This is a genomic window from Streptomyces sp. iso_384 (assembly GCF_056172905.1).
The window spans coordinates 6,739,577-6,761,232 of sequence record NZ_JBWBTT010000001.1 but is presented as its reverse complement, the minus strand read 5'-3'; the positions used below and the strand labels follow the sequence as shown (position 1 = coordinate 6,761,232).

Annotated in this window: 13 protein-coding genes; 8 read left to right on the top strand and 5 right to left on the bottom strand. The window is 67.0% G+C overall.

The features are described 5' to 3' along the window. The first annotated feature begins 20 nt into the window (after positions 1-20). From AC0VY3_RS30230 to AC0VY3_RS30220, 3 genes are read left to right on the top strand one after another with little or no spacing between them, the layout of a single operon-like run. Positions 21-1,265: an N-acylneuraminate cytidylyltransferase gene (locus AC0VY3_RS30230; protein ID WP_103509261.1), complete on the top strand. Its 1,245-nt coding sequence runs from the start codon at positions 21-23 to the stop codon at positions 1,263-1,265. A gap of 12 nt (positions 1,266-1,277) precedes the next feature. Continuing rightward, positions 1,278-2,210 carry an N-acetylneuraminate synthase family protein gene (locus tag AC0VY3_RS30225; RefSeq protein WP_032763659.1) on the top strand — a complete coding sequence of 311 codons (933 nt, stop codon included), beginning with the start codon at positions 1,278-1,280 and terminating at the stop codon, positions 2,208-2,210. A gap of 10 nt (positions 2,211-2,220) precedes the next feature. Continuing rightward, on the top strand, positions 2,221-3,252 hold the full coding sequence (locus AC0VY3_RS30220) for a hypothetical protein (RefSeq protein WP_103509260.1): 1,032 nt from the start codon (positions 2,221-2,223) through the stop codon (positions 3,250-3,252). A 3-nt stretch (positions 3,253-3,255) separates the two neighbouring features. On the opposite strand, the gene AC0VY3_RS30215 is transcribed toward AC0VY3_RS30220, so the two are convergent. Together AC0VY3_RS30215 and AC0VY3_RS30210 are read right to left on the bottom strand one after the other, a co-directional pair. Next, positions 3,256-4,791 carry a N,N-dimethylformamidase beta subunit family domain-containing protein gene (locus AC0VY3_RS30215; protein ID WP_475551038.1) on the bottom strand — a complete coding sequence of 512 codons (1,536 nt, stop codon included), beginning with the start codon at positions 4,789-4,791 and terminating at the stop codon, positions 3,256-3,258. Between the two features lie 221 nt (positions 4,792-5,012). After that, the gene (locus AC0VY3_RS30210; RefSeq protein ID WP_475551037.1) at positions 5,013-9,332 is read right to left on the bottom strand and encodes an FG-GAP-like repeat-containing protein; all 4,320 of its coding nucleotides are present in this window, start codon (positions 9,330-9,332) and stop codon (positions 5,013-5,015) included. 405 nt (positions 9,333-9,737) lie between these two features. Here AC0VY3_RS30210 and AC0VY3_RS30205 point away from each other — a divergent pair, with 405 nt between their 5' ends. Together AC0VY3_RS30205 and AC0VY3_RS30200 are read left to right on the top strand one after the other, a co-directional pair. Next, on the top strand, positions 9,738-16,442 hold the full coding sequence (locus AC0VY3_RS30205) for a polymorphic toxin-type HINT domain-containing protein (RefSeq protein ID WP_475551036.1): 6,705 nt from the start codon (positions 9,738-9,740) through the stop codon (positions 16,440-16,442). 2 nt (positions 16,443-16,444) lie between these two features. Then, positions 16,445-16,726 (top strand): hypothetical protein, encoded by a 282-nt coding sequence (locus tag AC0VY3_RS30200; protein WP_475551035.1) that lies wholly within the window; start codon positions 16,445-16,447, stop codon positions 16,724-16,726. Positions 16,727-17,036: 310 nt separating this feature from the next. Here AC0VY3_RS30200 and AC0VY3_RS30195 read toward each other — a convergent pair whose 3' ends face one another. The 3 genes from AC0VY3_RS30195 to AC0VY3_RS30185 all read right to left on the bottom strand — a co-directional run bounded on the left by AC0VY3_RS30195 (position 17,037) and on the right by AC0VY3_RS30185 (position 18,969). After that, entirely contained in the window at positions 17,037-17,282 is a 246-nt protein-coding gene (locus AC0VY3_RS30195; RefSeq protein ID WP_475551034.1) for a DUF7848 domain-containing protein, read from the bottom strand. Continuing rightward, complete coding sequence (locus AC0VY3_RS30190) at positions 17,270-17,521, bottom strand: hypothetical protein (RefSeq protein WP_475551758.1); 252 nt, start codon at positions 17,519-17,521, stop codon at positions 17,270-17,272. Before AC0VY3_RS30190 ends, AC0VY3_RS30195 begins: the two co-directional genes overlap by 13 nt. A 221-nt stretch (positions 17,522-17,742) precedes the next feature. Next, positions 17,743-18,969: an IS256 family transposase gene (locus AC0VY3_RS30185; RefSeq protein ID WP_475551757.1), complete on the bottom strand. Its 1,227-nt coding sequence runs from the start codon at positions 18,967-18,969 to the stop codon at positions 17,743-17,745. 346 nt (positions 18,970-19,315) lie between these two features. On the opposite strand from AC0VY3_RS30185, the gene AC0VY3_RS30180 reads away from it, so the two are divergent. The 3 genes from AC0VY3_RS30180 (at position 19,316) to AC0VY3_RS30170 (ending at position 21,656) form a co-directional block, all read left to right on the top strand. Continuing rightward, a complete protein-coding gene (locus tag AC0VY3_RS30180) occupies positions 19,316-20,143 on the top strand; it encodes an IS5 family transposase (RefSeq protein WP_475551033.1) in 828 nt (275 codons plus the stop codon). Further along, the gene (locus AC0VY3_RS30175) at positions 20,140-20,526 is read left to right on the top strand and encodes a hypothetical protein (RefSeq protein ID WP_475551032.1); all 387 of its coding nucleotides are present in this window, start codon (positions 20,140-20,142) and stop codon (positions 20,524-20,526) included. The genes AC0VY3_RS30180 and AC0VY3_RS30175 overlap by 4 nt, the downstream gene beginning before the upstream one ends. Before the next feature lie 66 nt (positions 20,527-20,592). Continuing rightward, a protein-coding gene (locus AC0VY3_RS30170) for an IS630 family transposase (protein WP_475551031.1) occupies positions 20,593-21,656 on the top strand; the annotation gives its coding sequence in 2 pieces (ribosomal slippage) (positions 20,593-21,054 and positions 21,057-21,656; 1,062 coding nt in all).

Genomic DNA, 21,656 nt, shown 5'->3' with positions numbered 1-21,656 from the left:
CCACCACACCAGGAGCAGCGATGCAGCCGCCCCCGACCCCGACCGTCCTCGCCGTGATCCCTGCCCGCGGCGGATCCAAGGGCGTCCCCGCCAAGAACCTCGCCGAGGTCGGCGGCATCCCCCTGGTCGCCCGCGCCGTCCGCGCCGCGCTCGGCGCCCCCGAGGTCACCGACGTCGTCGTCACCACCGACGACGGGGCGATCGCCGAGGCCGCCCGGAGCGCCGCCGCCGACCTCCGGGCCGCCCACCGGCTGCACTGCGTCGAGCGCCCCGCCGCCATCGCCGGCGACACGGCGACCAGCGAAGCGGCCGTGCTGCACGCCCTGGACGTCTACGAGGCCGAGCGCGCCCGCACCGTCGACGTGGTCCTCCTCGTCCAGTGCACCAGCCCGTTCGTCTCCCGCGAGGACATCGACGGCGTGGCCAGGGCGGTGGCCCACGAGGGCGCGGACACGGCCGTCACGGTCGCCCCGTTCCACGGCTTCGTCTGGCGCGACGGGCACGCGGTCGAGGAAGGAACGTACGGCGTCAACCACGACAAGTCCGTACGCCCTCGCCGCCAGGACCGCCCCCAGGACCACCTGGAGACCGGCGCGGCCTACGCGATGGACGCGGCGGGCTTCCGTACCCACCGCCACCGCTTCTTCGGCCACACCGCCCTCGTGCCCACCGACCCGGCGCGGGTGCTGGAGATCGACGACCCGCACGACCTGGCCCGCGCCCGTGCGCTCGCCCCGCTCCTGGACCCCGCCCCGCTGCCCTCCCTCGCGGACGTGGACGCGGTCGTCCTGGACTTCGACGGCACCCAGACCGACGACCGGGTCATGATCGACTCCGAGGGCCGCGAGACGGTCGCCGTCCACCGGGGCGACGGACTCGGGATCGCCGCCCTGCGCAAGGCCGGCGTCCCCCTCCTGATCCTCTCCACCGAACAGAACCCGGTCGTCGCCGCCCGCGCCCGCAAGCTCAAGATCCCCGTCCTGCACGGCATCGACCGCAAGGACGAGGCGCTGAAGCGCTGGTGCGACGAGCACTCCATCGCCCCCGACCGGGTCCTCTACGTCGGCAACGACGTCAACGACCTCCCCTGCTTCTCGCTCGCCGGCTGGCCCGTCGCCGTCGCGAGCGCCCACGACTCGGTACGCGCCGCCGCGCGCGCCGTCACGACCACCCCCGGGGGCTACGGCGCCATCCGCGAGATCGCGGCCTGGCTGCTCGGCCCCACCCTCACCACCACCAACACCCCTGCTGTCCCCACCACGTAAGGAAGCACCACCATGAGCACCTCCCGCCTGCGCACCTTCGGCACCCGCACCGCCGGCCCCGGCAACCCCGTCTACATCACGGGCGAGATCGGCATCAACCACAACGGTGACCTCGACAACGCCATCGCGCTGATCGACGCGGCCGCCGAAGCCGGCTGCGACGCCGTCAAGTTCCAGAAGCGCACCCCGGAGATCTGCACCCCGCGCGACCAGTGGGACATCGAGCGCGACACCCCCTGGGGCCGGATGACGTACATCGACTACCGCCACCGCGTCGAGTTCGGCGAGGCCGAGTACACCGCCATCGCCGAGCACTGCGCCAAGCGCGGCATCGACTGGTTCGCCTCCCCGTGGGACACCGAGGCCGTCGCCTTCCTGGAGAAGTTCGACGTCCCCGCCCACAAGGTGGCCTCCGCCTCGCTCACCGACGACGAGCTGCTGCGCGCCCTGCGCGCCACCGGCCGGACGATCATCCTCTCCACCGGCATGTCGACCCCGAAGCAGATCCGCCACGCGGTCGAGGTCCTGGGCAGCGACAACATCCTGCTCTGCCACGCCACCTCCACGTACCCGGCGAAGGCCGAGGAGCTGAACCTGCGGGTCATCAACACCCTCCAGCAGGAGTACCCGAACGTCCCGATCGGCTACTCCGGCCACGAGACCGGCCTGCAGACCACCCTCGCCGCCGTCGCGCTCGGCGCCACCTTCGTCGAGCGCCACATCACCCTGGACCGCGCCATGTGGGGCTCCGACCAGGCCGCCTCCGTCGAGCCGCAGGGCCTGACCCGCCTGGTCCGCGACATCCGCACCATCGAGCAGTCGCTCGGCGACGGCGTCAAGAAGGTGTACGAGTCCGAGCTCGGCCCGATGAAGAAGCTCCGCCGCGTCGCGGGCGTCGTCGCCGAGACCGAGAACGCGCCGGCCCCCGAGCCGGTCGCGGTCTGAGCGCCGACCGGTGAACCTCGCCTTCGTCGAGAGCCCGGTCCAGCTCCTGAACGTCCTGGAGTGGGTTCACACCCAGGGGGGAGACGATCCGGCCGCCACCACGGTCGTCGTCCTCCCCCCGGTCGACCCGATGTCGCGCGGTCAGCTGCGCCGGATGGCGGAGCTGGCCCGCGACGAGGGCATCGCCGTCCGCTGGCAGGAGGCGCGCGGCGAGTCCGGCGCCCCCCTGAAGGCCCTGCGCGCCCTGGCCGGACTGGTCCGGCGCGCGGACCACATCGTGATCGGGGACCCGTTCTCCCGTTACGTCCAGCTCCTGCTGACCCTGGTCCGCGCCGACCGCCTCACCGTGGTCGACGACGGCACGGCCACCATGGAGTTCGTCGCCCAGCTGGCCCGGGGCGAGCGGCTGACCCGCTGGCACCGCCGGGGCCGTACGGGACCGCGTGAACTGGTCCTGGCCCCGGTCACCGCCACGGCCCGCCGCCGCTTCACCCCGACGGCGCGCCACACGGTCGAGGTGTTCACCGCGATGCCGGTCGAGGCTCCGCCCGGCATCGCGGTCACCCCGAACACCTTCGCCTGGACCCGCGCCCGCTTCGGCCCGCCCAGCATCGGCAAGGGTGCGGACCTGGTCGGCACCTCCCTGGTCGAGACGGGCGTCGTCGACCCCGTCCCGTACCAGGAAGCGGTCGCGTCCCTGGCCCGCACCCACGGCGCCACCCGCTACTTCGCCCACCGCCGCGAGTCCGCCGAGAAGCTCCACGCCCTGGAAGCCGCCACCGGCCTGGAGATCGTCCGCCCGGACCTCCCGCTGGAACTGATCGCCCGCCGCGGCCCCATCGGCCGCACGATCGTCAGCTTCCCCTCCACGGTCGTCCACACCCTTCCGCTGGCCCTGGCCGGCACGGGCGTGAACGTCGCGGTCTGCGACATCGCCCCGGAATGGCTCCGCGCCACGGCCTCGCCGCGCGCCCAGGGCTTCCTGAGCGGCGTCACGGAGACGGCGCGGGGGGTGCAGCGACTGTCGTCGGTGGCGACCTGAGGACTACGCTCGCGCGGTGTGGGTCAGCATCCGGTCGAAGAGGTTGCCGGTGGCGGTCTGTACGCGGCTGTCGATGTGATCGGGAGAGATGAGCGCCAGCGGCCAGAAGAACGTGCCGGCGACGAAGACCATGGTCCCGTCGCGGTGCTGGACCAGGCTGGTGTTCTGGATGCGCTCGCCCCGCCCCATGCTGTCGGGGTAGGGCGAGTGGGACAGCAACTGCTGGGATGCCTTGTGCGGCAGCTTGGTCTTGCGGTCGCGGCCGTCGGCCTCGACGCCTATGAGATTCGGTATCTCGTCTCCGTCGGCAAGCCCGGTGCCCTTCCACAGCCAATGGTCGGACCGGCGGACCACCAGCGGTACGGGCTTGGCGAGCATTCCGTTGTACTGCACCCCGAGCAGACGCTGTTCGGAGTGCTTGCGCTTCTTCTCCAGATCGCGCCACCGCACGGTCGGGCCGTGCTCGTCCGGAGTGGGGTCGGGGTCCTGCTTGTAACAGGCGACGACGCGGTTCTCGGTGCCCGCAGGAGATTTCTCCATGCGGATGTGGAAGTAGATGTTATTGGCGCCCAGGTACGCGAGATGGGTGCGCGAGGAGACAGCCTTCTCGGCGACATCACGCATCTGCCGGGACCAGTACTCGTCATGCCCGGGGAAGACCATGGCCGCGTACTGGGTGGGATCGATCCTGCCCTCGTGCAGGTCGAGGCTGGAGGCGTAGGTGACGTCGTAGCCGGACATCTCCGCCCACTGGGCGAAACTGCTGTCCATCTCGAACCACAGAGGGTGTCCGCCGTCGGAGTACGGCCGGTCGAACGACACCTTGAACGCACGTTCCGCGTTCCCGGCGTTCCTCCCCTGGGCGTCGAACCCCTTGTAGAGGTTCTTACCGGTCCGCCCGTCCTGCGGCCAGGCGTTGTAGGCCTGGTAGGTCGTGAAGGGCAGAACCACCAGGATGTCCGACGCCCGCTCGGTCTCCCGGACGACGAACGGTGTACTGCTGCGGTGTCCGTCCTTCGTCGTGAACACCGCGAGATAGACACCGGAGACCCAGCTCTCGGGGATGTCCAGGGTCCAGGAGACGGGCCATCCGCAGTCGATCATCCCGTGCTCCGGATGGGCTTCCGGCACGGCATGGGCGATACCCCGCAACGCGGGGCTCTGCGCCACTTCACGGCCGCCCTGCCCGCCGTAGTACCCGATCCGGTGCACTGTGACCGTGAACTCCTGGGCCGGACGCACCGATACGTGGAAAGCCACCGACTCCCCGGCCGCGGCCGAGGTCGTGGAGGCGTACCCCTGGATCTGCCCGTTCCGGTCGTTCGCCGCGCGCGTCTCGTCGCCCTCGATCTGCCAGGCGCGGGTGCCGCTGCGGGCGTTCTCGGTGACCACGGGGTTCTTGCCGGTGCGGCTGGCGGCGCGGGTGGGCAGGACGTCGTTCGGAACGTCATCGTTCACATAGTCGTAGACCAGGCCGGTGGCGCCCACCGCCCCGACCCCGAGAATGCCCAGGGCGGCACGACGCGAGACAGAAGACATGGAAGAACCTTCCGAGGCCTGGACGCCGGGCCTCACGCCCCACGCGTCGAAACGTGTGCGACGGGTGGAGCACAAGAGATCTGTGTGATGCCTGTCGCCAATCGTTCATCGTACGAGTACGAAGAACACGGGATATAGATGTGGCCACTGTGCGTTTGGACACACAGTGGCCACGTCTTGGTCAATGCGTCAGCACGCGCTGATTGATCGCGCCCGGTCGATCAGCTGCCGTAGCGCTCCAACACGTGGGCTCGGGCGAAGCTGAACCCTGAGGTCACGCCCCAACTGCTCACGGGCGCGGCGAAGGTGCGGTTGGACCGGGCCGACCACGTCCAGGCCTTGATGCTGCCGTCGTCGTAGCCGTACAGGGCTCCGAAGTCGTCCAGACCGTCGCCGTTGTAGTCGCCGATGGAGATCGACATGTGGTCCCGCCACATGTTCCCCGCAGGGGTAGTCCAGGCCTCCGTGGTCGAACTGAACGTCCCTGTAGCGCTGCTGGGGAATACGTAGATGCTGTCGTGGCCGTCCGCGTAGTCGTACCAGCTGGCGATGTCGTCCCGGCCGTCCCCGTCGAAGTCGCCCGCGTGGACCGTTGTGCGGTCCCAACTGCCCCAGGACGTACTGGTCCAGGAACCCATCGGATAGTTGAACCCGCCGGTCGGAGCGGTGAGGAAGGTGAATATCTTGTTGCTTCCGTCGGAGTACCCGTGGAAGACCGCCAGATCGTCCCGCCCGTCACCGTTGAAGTCGCCGGTCACCTGCTTGTCGCGGGACGCTGTCCAATTGCCGACAGGTCCTGTCCACGAAGGGAACGGAGAGTTGAAGCCACCCCGGACGTTCGCTGTGAAGGTCCACAGGGCATCGCGTCCGTCGGCGTAGTCGTACCAGACGGCCACGTCGTCCCGTCCGTCACCGTTGAAGTCACCGCTGTTGAGCCTCATCCGCTTGAAGCTCCAGTTCCCGGCCGGAACCTTCCACGATTCGAAGGGGGAGGCGAACCTGCCCTGCGAGTTGCCTAGCCAGGTCCACAGGGAGACGCGTCCGTCCTGGTATCCGTAGACGGCGGCCACATCACTGATGCCGTCGCCGTTGTAGTCGCCGGTGGTGTGCTTCATGAGGCTGGCGTTCCAGGAATCCGGCGGCACGTTCCACCCCGCGAACGGGCCCTTGAACGTACCGTCCGAGTTCGTCAGGAAGCTGTGGATCGAGTCCGACTTGTCGGCGTGGTCGTACCAGTCGGCGAGATCGCTGCGGCCGTCACCGTTGTAGTCGTGCCGGATAGCGGTGCCGCTGCTCCACTGCGACTGCCCCTTGGCATTGTGGATGACCAGGTTTCCACGGTCCTGGAGGACGGCGTACCCCTCGGCACCGCTCGTCTTCGAGTCCCACAGGACGGTGGTGCCGTCGGCCTTGTAGACCACCAGGTTGCCCTGGGCCTGCATGACCGCCTTCGCCCCGACGTTCCCGGCCGTCTTCGTCGACCACAGCCGCTTGCCGGCGTTGGAGGTGATCTCCAGATCGCCGTCGTCCTTCATCGTCAGCTTGGCCGACCTGGAGGTGTAGGACTGGCCGCCGTTGAGAGTCGTCCCGGCCGGGATGCGAGTTCCACCGACGGCTCCGTCGATGGCGAAGGAACTACCGAAGAGAGTGGTTCCGGTGGTCCTTCCGGGCCAGCCGACCATGGTGTTGTCGGCCTTGCGCGCCCAGAGGTCGGCCACGCCGTCGCCGGTGAAGTCACCGATCGATCCGACCACCGGGTAGAGACTCGCCGTCACCCCGGTGCCGATCTTCACCCGGTCCGCGCTGCTGCCCCAGGTGGTGGGGTCGAGCAGACCGTTGGATCCCTTCTTGCCATAGGTCCTCAGGATGTCACCCGAGGACTTGTGGCGAAGCCAGAGATCGGCGAGACCGTCGTTGTTCAGATCGCCGGGTGCGAGGACGGTGAACTGGTCCCAGTCATTTCCCCCGACCAGGACGGGCGTGCTGAGGCGCTTGGTGAAGTCACCGAAATAGGCCCACAGGAGCTTGCCCTGTCGGACGAGCAGGTCCGGCTTGCCATCGGCATTGATGTCACCGGGTGCGACAATCTGGTCGGCGTCGCTCCAGTGATCGTTTCCGGTCCAACCCGGTTCGCCGACGCAGCCGTAGTCCTCATCGATGGCGGGGCACTTGACCGTCAGACGCTGTTTGCCCTCTTGGTGGTCGGTCGTCGCTATGCCGAGGCCGTTGTTGGGGTAGGTCCACAGGTGCTTTCGCTTGGCAACGGAGTCGTACTCCAGGGTCACCAGGTCCGTATAGCCGTCCTGACCCCAGTCGGTGCGGTAAGAGATGTCGGCATCCCCGAACGACTGCCCCCCGTTGGTGGCCGAGGAGAAGGTTCCGTCCTGTTGCCCCGCGTAGGTCAGCAGTGTGCCGTTCGAGTCGATGCTCCAGATGTCCTTGTTCCCGTCACCGTTGAGGTCGCCGGGGGCATCGCGCTCGGCGGAGCGTGTGGCGTAGTACAGATAGCTCGTCGCGTCGGAGCGGTTGCCGGCCTTGTCGACGCTGTAGGCGTGGACGAAGTGCGGTCCGTAGCTGGGCGGGCGAACCGATGCCGGCACTCCCGGTTTGGCCTCGTTGAGTTCCGGCGCGTGGTCGGTCCACCAGACGTAATGATCGACGTCGGTCACCCCGTTCGGTGCGAAGGTGAACTTGCCTTCCTCGCGGGCCTTCCCGGTCGGACTCGGCCATCCGTTCTCACCCGACGGGAACGTGTCGTTCTGGGAGGTGATGAGGGGTGGATTGCTGGGGCGCGAGCGGTCGACGGAGAAGGCGCATGTAGAGGTCCAGGCAGACGTGGCGCCGTCCAGGTCCTTGGCTCGAACCCTCCAGGTGTAGTCACCCGTCGGGAGTTTCCCATCGGTGATGGGGAGGGTGACGACACGCTTCTTGAGCGCGGAGAGCGCTTGATCGACGACCGGAGTAGTACTTCCCTTCGGGAAGACCTGGAACTGTGCCTCGAGGTTTCCCGCGTCCGGGTCGTCGACCGTGGCGTGCAGACTGACTCGTGTGTTGCCGATGAGTCCGCCTGCGGCGCATGACGTCCGAGGGTTGGTTCCCAGTCCGTACGGCGTCTTCGGAGGGTTGTTGTACTTGGTCTCCAGGACCGCGGTCTTCGCGTCGAACTTCTTCCAGCCGAACGTGTCGCTCTCGTTGCCGGCGTAGAGCCCCAGAGTGACGCTCGACCATTTCTTGGTAGCCGCCTCGCGCGCCTTCGCGGTGACATCGAATTCGAGGTTGCCGGCCCCGCAGTTCTTGCTCCAGCCCTTCGCGTCGTTGACGGTCTTCAGCGGCGAGCCACCGACCTTGCTGGGCTGCCTCTCCCACGTGGTCTTCTTCGAGATCGATGTCGTCTGCCAGAGTTCGACGGGACGCGCCTGGCAGGACCAGGACCACACGTTCTTGATCCGGAAGGTGGAAGACTTCACCTGCGCGCCCTTGATGCTGTCCGTGTCGAGCTGGAAGAACGAGCGGGAGAGACCGTTGGTCTCATTCTCGTATCCGACTCGGGCAACTTCGTTGGCGTTCCAGAAGGAGGACCTCGGGAACTTCTTGTAGACGCGTGTCCAGTTCTCCTTCTTCCCCCAGGCCCAGGAGGGGTCGATGTAGACGGGGTAAGTGGTTTCCGGTCCGGTCAGCAGGTTCTGGTCGGGTGTGATCTGGATGCTGTCGCCGTTCACCGTGGTCGGCATCTGGGCATCTACTGCTCCAGGAGATGGCTCGAAGGCATCTCCGGGGGCCGTGCTCTCGGCAGAGGCTGCGGATGTCGATCTGGCCGCAGGGGCCGACGTGGTCGTCCGGGAGTCCCACATGAGCGGAGTCGGGCTGGTGAAGACCGTCTGGCCCGCGGGCTCGACCGCGGCGAGGCTGCCGGTATCGGGGTCGGCCGACACGGACAGCCCCACGGTCTTCACCTTGTAGGAGAGGGTGGCCAGGGCCGGATTCTTCGCTGCTTGTGCGGTCTTGACGACCAGGAGTTGAGAGAAGCCCTCGACCTCCGCCTTGAGCTGGAGGTCCACACCGGGGAGTACTTCCGGGTAGGTGGCCACGTTCTCGTCGAGGACGGGTTTGGGCAGTGCGGTGGGCCACGACAGGGCAAGCGTGCGCCCGTCCTTGACACCGGACAGCAACGGACCCGTTCCACCGCCGGAGAACGACACGTCCACCGTGGAGGCCTTGGGCGCCACGCTGCCGTCCGCCGCGAACGCCAGAGCGGGGTCGGTCGGAATCCAGGCTCCACCGCGGAACAGGCGTACCGGGGACCCGTACCGCTTGATGGAGAACGAGCCGTCCGGGTGCACCCAGGTGTCCGAGATCTCCGTGCGGGCAGACTCGAGCTCGGCCGGAGCACCGGTCGACACCGCCGTGGCCAGGGCCTGGTCCTCCTCGCTCACCGAGCCGTCGTCGGCCTGCACCCCCGGAGCAGCGGTCGACCGTCCCATGCCGGCGGGCCCGGCCGCGGCGACGGTCGGAACGAGCGCCCCCGCGGTCCCGATGGCCATTGCCAGAAGCATCGAAACAGACCGGCTTAGTGGTCTGTTTTTTCTTCGATCACAGGTGATCCTGCGTTTCATTTCACTCCCCCCAAGAAGTTCACATTTTCCGCGCCGACGATAGGTCGCCGACTCGGTATCGGGAACACGGGGGTCGCGTATGTCCGTTATCTGAGGTGGAATTGGCCGCCTCGCGCGGCAGTCGGCGTCATTTGTGGTCGATATGCGCTTTAAGGTCCCTCGGGTGCTGCAAGTTCCCTATGGAGTGTTCTGATAGATTTGCACGTGCGGCAAAGAGTGGCAAGAGGGCTGAAGTTGCCAGCGAGTCGATAAAGACCTGAAGTGGTAGTGACTTTCCTGTGGAGATCCTGTTAGCTTCCGACGGTTGATCACAGGGTCTGCAAGGGGTGGGGAATGAGTAGGTTCGGCAAGTCTTGGTTGGCTGTGCCATTGTCTGCTGCACTTTTGGTGAGTGTTCTTCCGGGTGTTGCTTTCGCGGCGGATCCGGACCTCCTCGCTCAACAGCCCTCGGCTGGTGTCCAGCAGCCCGAACCGGTCCCGGTCGAACCGGTGAAGTTCGGCGGCACGAAGCGTAAGGACGATGCCAAAAGTTATCCGTGGCGGTCCCCCGAGGTCACCTGGCCGGCTGCCGCCAGCTACGAGGTAACGCTCGGCGGCGCCGCGGCACGGCCGAAAGCCGTCCAGGCGCTGCCCGTCGAAATCTCGGATGCCCGTGCGCGGAGGACCATGTCGGCGGAGGCGGACGGTGGTACCGGGCCCGCCACCGCACGTGTGTCCGTCGCCGACCGGAAGGCAGCGGCCGAAGCCGGCGTCGACGGCCTGCTGCTGTCGGTGCAACGAACGGACAGCGCCACGGGCGACCGGCCGGTGCGGGTCGCGGTCGACTACTCCGCGTTCCGTGGCGCGTACGGCGGAGACTGGGCGGCCAGGCTCCGGATGGTCGAGATGCCTGCCTGCGCCCTGACCACCCCGCACAAGGCCGCATGCAGAACCAGCAAGGTGCTCAAGAGCACCAATGACACCGAGAAGCAGACGGTGTCGGCCTCCGCCGTCGCAGCTTCGGGCGCCCCGACCGTCCTGGCCGCGACAGCTGCCGAATCGGGGTCGTCCGGCTCCTTCAAGGCGACGCCGCTCCAGCCATCGGGGTCGTGGAGCGCCGGCGGGTCGACCGGAGCCTTCAACTGGTCGCAGGCCATCGGGATCCCCGCTGTCCCCGGTGGGCTCCAGCCCACCGTGTCGCTCAGCTACTCGTCGCAGAGTGTTGACGGCCGCACGGCCGCGTCGAACAACCAGCCCAGCTGGATCGGCGACGGCTGGTCCTGGGAGCCTGGCTACGTCGAGCGACGGTATAAGCCCTGCAACGATGACAAGGACGGCGGCACCAACTCCACGAAAGTCGGGGACCAGTGCTGGTTCAACGACAACGCGACGCTTTCTCTCGGCGGCCGGACCACTGAACTGGTGCACGATGCGAAGGCGGGCTGGCGTACGGCGCAGGACTCCGGGGAGAAGATCGAGAAGCTCACCGGAGCGACCAACGGCGACAAGGGAACGGCCGGAGTCGACGGCGTCGGCGAGCACTGGAAGATCACCACGACGGACGGTACCCAGTACTTCTTCGGCCTGAACCGGCTTCCTGGCTGGAAGGACAACGGAACCGCCGCCGACGATCCGGTCACTCAGTCCACGCTCACCGCCCCGGTCTTCGGCAACCAGTCCGGCGAGCCCTGCTACAACCCCTCGTTCGCCTCCGCCTGGTGCCAGCAGGCATGGCGCTGGCAGCTGGACTACGTGGTCGATGTGCACGGCAACGCCATGGCCTACTACTGGAAGAACGAGAAGAACAACTACGGCCGCAACGTTTCCACGACGACGGGCAAGGCGACAGTCACCCCGTACGACCGGGGCGGCTACCTCGACCACATCGACTACGGACTGCGTGACGGTGCGGCGTACGCGTCCAAGGCCATGGGGCGAGTCGAGTTCGGTGTCGAGGAGCGCTGCCTGACGGCTTGTGGAACCTTCGACGCCTCGCACGCCAAGAACTGGCCCGATGTCCCGTACGACCTGTACTGCAAGGACGGCGCGGCCGAGTGCAAGGACCAGTACTCCCCAAGTTTCTGGTCGCGCAAGCGGCTCTCCACGATCACAACGAAGGTGCTGACCGGCGGCGTCCACAAAGAGGTGGACACCTGGAAGCTGACTCAGGGATTCCCCGCCTCGGGTGACGGGATATCGACGCCGATGTGGCTGGAGTCGATCCAGCGCACGGGGCGGACCGCGGGCAGCACCTCCTTGCCGCCCGTCACCTTCTCCGGTGTGCAGATGGCAAACAGGGTCGACAAGACCGGCGACGGGCTCGCCCCCTTCATCCGCCTCCGCATGTCACAGATCACCAATGAGACCGGCGGCACCATCGGTGCCTACTACTCCGCGCCCGACTGCACCGCTGCTTCCCTTCCCGCCGCCGACGAGTCCAACAAGACCCGCTGTTACCCGGTGAAATGGGCTTTCGAGGGGGAGACCGCGACGCAGGACTGGTTCAACTCCTATGTGGTCACCAAGGTCCTGGAAGGGGACTACGTCGTCAGCACCCCGGACACCACGACGGAGTACACCTACCTGGACGGCGCGGCCTGGGCCAAGAGCACGGACGAGTTCACGAAGAAGGACGACCGGACCTACTCGGTGGCCCGCGGCTACGGAAGGGTGCAGACCCGGGTCGGCGGAGTCGAAGAGGGACCGACGCTGACCGAGGCGCGCTACTTTCGCGGCATCGACGGTGCGGCGGTGAAGGACTCGGCGGGCGTCGCGGTCACGGACCGCGAGCAGTTTGCCGGTGTGATGCGCGAAAGCGCGACCTACAACGGCGACGACACCTCGAAGCTCGTCTCCGCGGTCTCCTACACCCCGTGGCGCTCGGCGGTCACGGCGAGCCGGCCCCGGGCAGGTCTTCCCGACCTGGAGGCGTACCTGACCGGCACCCTGAAGGAGGAGGAGCGTACCAAGACGGCGACCGGTGTCCGCGGCAGTTCCCTTACCCGTACGTTCGACGACTTCGGTCAGACGGTCTCGGAGTCCGACACGGGGGACTCGGCGAAGACCGGCGACGAGAAGTGCACGACCACCACCTACGCTGCCAACGCGTCGACTCGGTTGGTCGACAAGGTCGCGCAGAAGAAGACGGTGGCAGCGCTCTGCGGCCAGGCGGCGGGCACCGCTGACCTGATCAGCGACGAGCGCATGTACCACGACGGGGCAACCACGCTGCTGGCCGCGCCGACCAAGGGCGACGTGACAAAGGTCGAGAAGATCAACGGCCTCGGCAACGGGTACGACACCGTCGCGTCGACCCCTGCGAGCGAGTTCGACATCTACGGGCGCGCGCTGTCGGCTATCGACGCGTACGGCAAGCAGACCCGCACCGCTTACACGCCTGCCAAGGGCGAGGTTCCGACGAAGACGTTGGTCACCAATCCGCTCGGCCACCAGGTCACGACGGACGTGGATCCGCTGCGGGGAGTGCCCGCGAAGGTGACCGACGCCAACGGGCGGGTCACCTCCACGGCGTACGACGCGCTCGGACGCGTCACGAAGGTGTGGCTGCCCACCCGCTCGGCGACTGCGTTCCCGGACTCACCCAGTCAGTCGTTCGCGTACCAGATCCGTCGGGACGGCCCGACGGTGATCACGACGAACACGTTGAATCACGTGGACACCTACCAGTCCTCGTACGAGTTCTACGACGGCCTGATGAGGGAGATGCAGACCCAGGCGCCGTCCCCGGACGACAAGGGACGACTGGTCACCGAGAGTCGTTACAACAGCAGGGGCGAGGTCTGGCACAGCTCCGGTGTCTTCTACGCCGAAGGCGCTGCCGAGCCCGTTCCCGTGACCGGCCAGGAGCTGAAGTACCCCGCCGCCACGGAGACCCTCTTCGACGGCGCGGGCCGCCCGACGGCGACGGTCTCCAAGAAGTTCGGCGACGAGACCAAGCGCACCGTCACGAGCTACACCGGAGATACGACCACCGTCGTCCCGCCCAAGGGCGGCACCGCGACCACGACGGTCACCGACGCCCTGGACCGAGTCACCGAACTGAAGCAGTACACCGACGCGGCCAGGACCACGTCCCAGTCGACGACCTACACGTACAACAAACTCGGGCAACTGGCCCAGGTCACCGACCCGTCGGGCGCGGTCTGGAAGTACGGCTATGACGTCGCCGGCCGGCAGGTCCGTACGGAGGACCCGGACAAGGGTGCCTCAGACATGGTCTACGACAAGGGCGGGCGCCCCCTTGAAGTCACGGACGCGCGCAACATCACGCTGACCACCCAGTACGACGATCTGGGCCGACCGACAGCGCTGCTCCAGGGCGCGACCAAGCGGGCCGATTGGGAGTACGACAAGGCGACCAAGGGGCTGGGCCAGCTCTCCAGCACCTCCCGGTACGAGGGAGCGAACCGCTACACCAGCACGGTGGTCGGCTACAACGGGCTCTACAAGCCCACCATCAGCCGCGTGACCATCCCGGCGTCCGAGGGCGCTCTGGCCGGAACGTACGAGTGGACGGACATCTACAACCCCGCCACCGGGCAGTTGATGGAGACGGCCCAGCCGGCCATGGGCGACCTGCCCGCCGAGGACGTCATCAACGCCTACGGTTACGGCTCCGGACTCCCGGTGTCGGTGTCGGCGGGCGGCGACACGTTGCTGTCCTCGGTGACGTACGACCACTACGGGCGCCCCGGGATCAAGGAACTCGGCGCATTCGCCCGGCATGTCTGGCTGGGCAGCGAGTACGACGAGCACACGGGTGCCGTGACCCGCGCATTCTCCCGACGGGAGGTCGCCCCCGAGCGTATCGACGACGTGCGCTACACCTACGACCCCGCCGGCAACATCAGCCGCATCGGCACGACCACCGGCCCGGACGCCGCCCCGGTCGTCGACACACAGTGCTTTGCCCTGGACGCCCTCCGCCGCGTGACCGAGGCGTGGACGGCCACCGACGCCTGCAAGGCGACCGCCCCGACCTCGGCTTTGATCGGTGGGCCGGACCCGTACTGGACGTCGTACACCTACGACGCAGTGGGCAACCGCAAGACCGAGACGCAGCACACCGCCGCAGCCGGCCCTGCCACGGACACCGTCCGCACGTACGCCGCGCCCAAGGCCGGAACGCACAACCTTCCCGGCGTCACCCAGACGGGTACCGACCCGCACACGGAGACGTACACCTACGACGAGACCGGCAACACGAAGACCCGCAAGATCGGCAACGCCGACCTGCAGGACCTCAAGTGGGACGCGGAAGGGCACCTGGCATCGGTGACCGAGGTCACCGACACGACCGGCTACCTGTACGACACGGCCGGAAACCGTATGATCCGCCGGGACTCGACCGGCACCACGCTGTACCTGCCTTCCGGCAACGAACTGCGCCTGGACAAGTCCGGCAAGGTCAGCGGTACGCGCTACTACGCGGCCGCGGGCGAGACGGTCGCCATGCGCACGGGCGCCGGACTCACCTACGTGATCAGTGACCACCTGGACACGGCCACCACCCAGGTCTCGGCCGACGCCAACCAGGCGGTGACCCGCCGCAAGACGACGATCTTCGGCGCCCCACGCGGCACCCAGCCCTCCAGCTGGCTCGGCGACAAGGGATTCGTCGGCGGCACGAAGGACGCCGACACCGGTCTGACCCACCTGGGAGCACGCGAGTACGACCCCGCCACGGGCCGCTTCGTCAGCGTCGACCCGATCATGGACCTAGCCGACCCGCAGCAGACCCACGGCTACTCGTACGCGAACAACAATCCGGTGGCGTTCAGCGACCCGACGGGCCTCCGCCCGGACGGCCCGGTGGGCGGGTCCGACATCAACGACAGCCGCAACCCGAAGGACGGCAGCTACAGCGTCGCCCGGGCGGGCAGCGGCTGGTTCCGGGACACCTACGGCGGGTGGAGCTACCGGCACAAGGTGTACCTCCCGGCTCCCATGTCATCGAAGGTCGGGGGGCTGACCCTCGTCAAATACAACTGGTCCTCCCGCGTCAAGGCCAAGGGGAGCCCGCCCAGGCGATACACGATCAAGCACCCGAAGGTGGCGCCGAGCAACTTCTACACGAAGTACGTTGCCCCGGTCGCGGTCGCGGTCCTGCTCCCCGATGTGCAGGCGTGGGCGGACTGCGGGGGCGGCGACCTGAGTCAGTGCGCCTGGTCGGCGACTGACATCCCTCTGCTCAAGCCTCTGAAGGCGGCCAAGGGGATCAAGAAAGGCATCGATGCTGCCTCGGACGTGAAGACCAAATGCCACAGCTTCCTTCCCGGGACGCGGGTTCTGCTTGCCGACGGCACGAGCAAGAAGATCGAGGACGTCGAGAAAGGCGATGTCGTCCTGGCCACCGACCCCGACACAGGGGAGACGCGTGCCAAGGAAGTCATCGAGACCATCCTGACCAAGGACGACAAGGACTTCACCGAACTCACCGTCATGACGGCGAAGGGTGAGGCCAGCATCGTCGCGACGGACACCCATCCGTTCTGGTCGGTGAACGAGAAGAAGTGGATCGACGCCGGCAGCGTGCAGGTGGGGACCGAGCTGCTCACGTCTGACAGGCGATCCGTTGTAGTGACGCAGACGCGTCACTACAAGAAGCAGCAGCAGACGCACGACCTGACGGTCGAAGGTATCCACACGTACTATGTGCTGGCGGGGGCCACGCCGGTCCTCGTTCACAACAGCAGCACTGATTGTGAGGTTCTTTACAAGGCGCCTGGCAAGGGAACTACTGACAAACTACTGAATGAGGGATTTGATCCGGCGGACTTCCCTGGCTCCGGAAATGGTTACCCGGATGGTCGGGCCTATTTCGGTCTCAACGACACAGGGAAAGAGATTGCCATGGACTATGCCACTCGCGGCGGGTACGACTCTGCGGTGATCCAGGTGCGAATTCCCAAGGCGGACTTCCAGAAGCACTTTGCGACATACGTGGGCTCACACAACGGCGTGCCGGGTTCCGAGGCGGCAATCCCCAACACTGCGTTTGATCTCCTGAACGCGTACCCTAGGTCGAAAGTTGGATGATCATGGCCGCTGAGCTGGATGGACGTGAATGTAGCCTCATCGGTCGCATAGTTAGCGGCAGGGTCCTGGCGGTTTTCCGCTGGGGTGTCATTGTGGACCTCGGGCTGTCCAGAGTCGGTCTCATCGATGCCCTGTATGTCGACGATGATGACGACTATAAGGTGGGAGATGAAGTCGAGGGGAATCTTGACTGCTTCGACGACCAGAAAGACAAGTTCATCGTGAGGCCAGCTCATCAAACGCCTGTCTCCGAGCGACTCAGAATGAAAGGGTTTGACGTCTAAGGGCGGCCGTGCCATTATTGGTGAGCCCTGAGTTGGAGCAATGCGTTTCAATTGTTGGTCCAGAGATTTGCATCCTTGAATCTCGGGACCAACAACATATCCGATATGTGAACATATTCGTCGGATTGAGGCAACGCTAACGGCACTTTCCGGGGCTGAGGCCGGAATCTCACGGTCATGGGCGCGGCGCACACGTGAAGGCCCGTCCCTGCCGGGGCTGACGAGGACGGGGAGCCTCGATTGGCCGCGCCCGGCAGGGACGGGAGTCGGGTGGGTCAGCGCGGTGCGGCGCCTGGGCGAGCGTGGTAGGTCACGTCTGGCGCCAGGTCCGCCAGGGGCGGGTGATGACCTCCCGGTAGGTGTGGTGGGACGGGTTTTGGCCGCAGTGCCTCAGCGCCCAGTCCTGTGGTTCAGCGAAGTACTCGCTTGTCGGCGAGGCCTCTCCGTCCACGGCGCACTGCATCGCGTACAGGACCGGCTCCGCGTCCGGCTCGCGGTCGGGCTGGAGCGTCCAATTCTCGTAGCGCAGGACCGAGCGCAGGGTCACCGTCCCCACCTCCGGTTGGCCACGGCCACCTCTGCGCTCAGCTCCTCCGTCGGAGTCGGTGGGCGAACATCCTCGGCCGGCACGTCCCACTCCCGGCCGCCGTGTGGCGGTCGAAGCTGTACGTACGGCCCCGCATGTCCCGTCACCACGCCCACCTTGCCGTTCCGCCGGTCGACCACCACGGCGCCGGCATCGGGCGAGACGGTCTGCCCGTCGGCATCAGGGGTGGGGGCCGTCATCGTGACCACCCCGGCGAGGCGGCGTGAGACCAGGCGTCCAGTCGCAGGGCGGGAACACATGGGGTGGCGCTCATTCGCACGGTGACGCTCCTCGGCGGCGTTGATGCGTGCCCCTGGGCCTGTTGGTGCCGCAGGGTCGGCACCGATCTTCACGCCGGTCACTGGGACGAAGAAACCTCCACCAACTTAGGGGACTGTCAAACGAGCGGTGTATCTGGGGTTGTTGAGGGCTACTGACGTGCTGCAGAGAGCCGGCCGTCGAAGGTGATGTCGAAGGCGTTCAGGGCTGTCTTCCAGCGCATGGTCCAGCGGGCCTGGCCCTTGCCGGTCGGGTCGAGCGACATGATCGCCATGTAGACGCACTTCAAGGCGGCTTGCTCGTTCGGGAAGTGGCCGCGGGCCTTGACCGCCCGGCGGATCCGCGCGTTAACGGACTCGATGGCGTTCGTGGTGCAGACGATGCGGCGGATCTCGGTGTCGAAGCGGAGTAACGGGGTGAACTCCTCCCACGCGTTCTCCCAGAGCCGCACGATTGCCGGATACTTCTTGCCCCACGTGTCGGCGAACTCGGCGAACCGCTCAAGGGCCGCGTCCTCGGTCGCCGCGGTGTAGACGGGCTTGAGGAGCTTGGCGATCTTGTCCCAGTCCTGGCGGGCGGCATAGCGGAAGGAGTTCCGCAGCAGATGGACCACGCAGGTCTGCAGGACGGTGCGGGGCCAGACGGTCTCGACCGCGTCGGGCAGCCCCTTCAGTCCGTCGCAGACCAGCATGAGGACGTCGTTCACGCCGCGGTTCTTGATCTCGGTGAGGATGTGCATCCAGTGCTTGGCACCCTCGCCGCGGTCGCCGGCCCACAGCCCGAGGATGTCCCGTCGGCCCTCGGTCGTGACGGCCAGGGCCACGTAGATGGGCCGGTTCGCCACGGCGCCGTCGCGGATCTTCACGTGGATCGCGTCGATGAAGACCACCGGATAGACCGCGTCCAGGGGCCGGTTCTGCCACTCGGCCATGCCGTCGAGGACCTTGTCCGTGATCGTGGAGATCGTCTGACGCGACACCTCGGCGCCATAGACCTCGGACAGGTGGGCCTGGACCTCACCGGTCGTCAGGCCCTTCTCGGCGAGCGAGATGACCATCTCGTCGACGCCGGAAAGGAGTTTCTGCCGCTTCTTGACGATCTTCGGCTCGAAGGAGCCCTCGCGGTCGCGGGGCACGGATATCTCCACCGGGCCGACATCGGTCAGCACGGTCTTGGCCTGGGTGCCGTTGCGCGAGTTGCCGCCGTTCTTCCCTGCGGGATCGTGCTTGTCATAGCCGAGGTGGTCGGTGATCTCGCCCTCGAGAGCGGACTCCAGGAGCCGCTTGGTCAGCTGCTGGAGCAGCCCGCCCTCGCCGGTCAGCTGCAGGCCCTCGGCCTGAGCCCGACTCACAAGCTTGTCGATCAGCCGGTCGTCCATGGACGTCGGCACCACAGCCTCAGACGGCTCGACGGTCTCGGCCTCGGTCACGTTGGTGCTGGTCATCGAGCATTCTTCCATGATCGGGAGTTACACCGAACGTTTTACAGTCCCCTGGCGAGATGCCCGTACTCGTCCACAATTGCAACAAGAATCAGGGTATCTGTGAGTATCCGGATCAGTGGAACCCTGGGAAGACGTACGTCGGTAAGACACTGAGTGGTCGTTAAGTCCGACTTCTTCGTTCGTGATCGCTCGTTCGTGGCATTGATCGCGGTCCGGGCTGCTCGATGGGCATGTCCATGTTGAGATGCGGGGCGTGATGAGATAGCCGTATCTCAGCGATTTGTCGGATGGGCAGTGGGCGTTGATCGAGCCGATGATCACGGCCTGGAAGCAGGGCCGGGTGGCGCGGTCGGCGACCGGAGACCCCGGGTCCTGCGACTTGAGGGAGGTCGTGAACGCGATCTTCTATCAGAACCGGACGGGCTGTCAGTGGCGGATGCTGCCGCATGACCTGCCGGCCTGGTCGGCGGTGTTCTACTACTTCAGGTTGTGGCGCGAGGACGGGCTTGACCAGCGGATCCAGGAACTCCTTCGTTGCCAGGTCCGGGAGAAGGCCCGCCGATTAGAGGACCCGTCCCTCGTGATCATCGACACCCAGTCCGTCCGCGCCGCTGCGGGTGTCCCCAGGACCACGACGGGGCTGGACGCGAACAAGAAGGTCTCGGGGCGCAAGCGGGGACTGGCCGTCGACGTGCTGGGGCTGATCATCGGCGTCGTCGTCATGGCCGCCTCCGCGCACGACAACGCGGCCGGCACCGCCCTGCTCGACCAGGCCGCCGAGCGATGCGGGATGCGCCTGGAGAAAGTACTGGTCGACCAAGGCTTCAAGGAAGCGGTCATCGTTCACGGCGCTCTGCTGGACATCGACGTCGAGGTCGTCCGCCGCAACCCTGCCGACCAGGGCAAAGGGTTCGTCCCGCAGCCCAAGCGGTGGGTGGTCGAGCAGACGAACGGCACGCTGATGCTCCACGGGCGTCTGGCCGGTGAGTACGACCACCGGCCCGACACCTCCGCCTCGCGCGTCTACTGGGCCTCCACCGCGAACATGGCCCGGCGCCTCACCACACCCACGCCGGCCTGGCGCGACACCATCGGGCTGGCCGCGTGAACATCACCGAACTTCTGGTCGACCTTCACATCCAGGAGAACGCGGCCACGGCCCGGGCGGACGAACTCCGCCATCAGATCGCGCACTTCACCGCCGCCCTCGCCGAGACCGAAGTCCGCCTCGCGGACCTCGCCACCACCCGCAAGATCATCGCCGAACTCGTACCTACCGGCACCGAACCCGATCCGCCCGAGTCGAGCACCGCCTACCAGGCCATCGTCGACGCCTTCAACCAGCACCCCGACCAGGCGTTCCGGGCCCGCGAGCTGCACGAACTCCTCGACATGCCCATCGACGAGGCATCCGTCAACATCACCCGCAGCCGCCTCGGACGACTCACCCGCCAAGGCTTCCTCACCCAACCCGGACGAGGCCGCTACTGAACTTGATCGGGTGATGTCGGGCTGTTCGCCGGACAGCGTGAAGGTGACCTCGGTAGTCCTCGTTCGGTGAGATATCCGCAGGGCGGCGGCTTGACCGACGTCGAGAGAGACGCGCGGGAGCGGGTCCGGCGCCAGGCCGTGACGTGCTTCGAGACTGGCGGGAAGACCCGAGAGATCGCTGCCATGCTGCGGGTCTCGGAACGGTCGGTGGAACGTTGGCGACGCCAGTGGCGCCAGGGCGGCTACGCCGGCGTGGCCTCCAAGGGGTCACCTGGTCGACCCCGACTATCTGACGCGCAGATGGCCAGGTTGGAGCGGGAGTTGGAGCGCGGTCCGCTGGCACACGGGTGGGCCGACCAGCGGTGGACGCTGGCCCGCGTGAAGACGGTGATCGGCAGGCTGTTCCACGTCTCGTACACCGTGGAGGGCACGTGGCGACTGCTGCGGCGCTATGGCTGGTCCTGGCAGCAGCCGACCCGGCGTGCGATCGAGCGTGACGACGACGCGGTGGAGTTGTGGAAACGAGAGGTGTGGCCGCGGGTAAGAGCACCGCGGCGGCGAACGGCGGTTGGGTGGTCTTCGAAGACGAGGCCGGCCGGTCGATGACGCCGCCGCGTGCCAGGGCCTGGGGCCGCAGGGGCAGCACTCCGGTCGTCCGCGTGCGCGGGCGGGGATCGGGTCGAGTCTCCATGGCGGGGATGACCTGCTACAAGCCGGGTGAGCGATCTCGTTTGTTCTACGCGATCCGTGAGTACCGGGGCCGCAAGAACGAACCGAAGGGCTTCGGCTGGAAGGACTACCGCGACCTCGTCATCCGCGCCCACACGCAGCTCGGCGGCCCGATCGTGCTGGTGTGGGACAACCTGCGCATGCACCTGGTCGCGCCACTGAGGGAGTTCTTCGAGTCGAACGCCTCATGGCTCACTGTGTTTCAGCTGCCGGTTTACGCCCCGGACCTCAACCCGCAGGAGGGCATCTGGTCCCTGGTCAAACGCGACATCGGCAACCTGGCCGCCGCCGACCTTGGCCAGGTCACCCGCGCTGTGAAGCGCAAGCTCAAGATGCTGCAGTACAGGCCGGAGGTGATCGACGGATGCCTGGCCGGCACCGGCCTGACCCTGTCGGCGTGA

Coding starts and splice junctions, on each gene's coding strand:
- AC0VY3_RS30230 (WP_103509261.1), top strand. CDS start 21: ATGCAGCCGCCCCCGACCCCGACCGTCCTCGCCGTGATCCCTGCCCGC.
- AC0VY3_RS30225 (WP_032763659.1), top strand. CDS start 1,278: ATGAGCACCTCCCGCCTGCGCACCTTCGGCACCCGCACCGCCGGCCCC.
- AC0VY3_RS30215 (WP_475551038.1), bottom strand. CDS start 4,791: ATGTCTTCTGTCTCGCGTCGTGCCGCCCTGGGCATTCTCGGGGTCGGG.
- AC0VY3_RS30210 (WP_475551037.1), bottom strand. CDS start 9,332: ATGGCCATCGGGACCGCGGGGGCGCTCGTTCCGACCGTCGCCGCGGCC.
- AC0VY3_RS30205 (WP_475551036.1), top strand. CDS start 9,738: ATGAGTAGGTTCGGCAAGTCTTGGTTGGCTGTGCCATTGTCTGCTGCA.
- AC0VY3_RS30200 (WP_475551035.1), top strand. CDS start 16,445: ATGGCCGCTGAGCTGGATGGACGTGAATGTAGCCTCATCGGTCGCATA.
- AC0VY3_RS30185 (WP_475551757.1), bottom strand. CDS start 18,969: ATGGACGACCGGCTGATCGACAAGCTTGTGAGTCGGGCTCAGGCCGAG.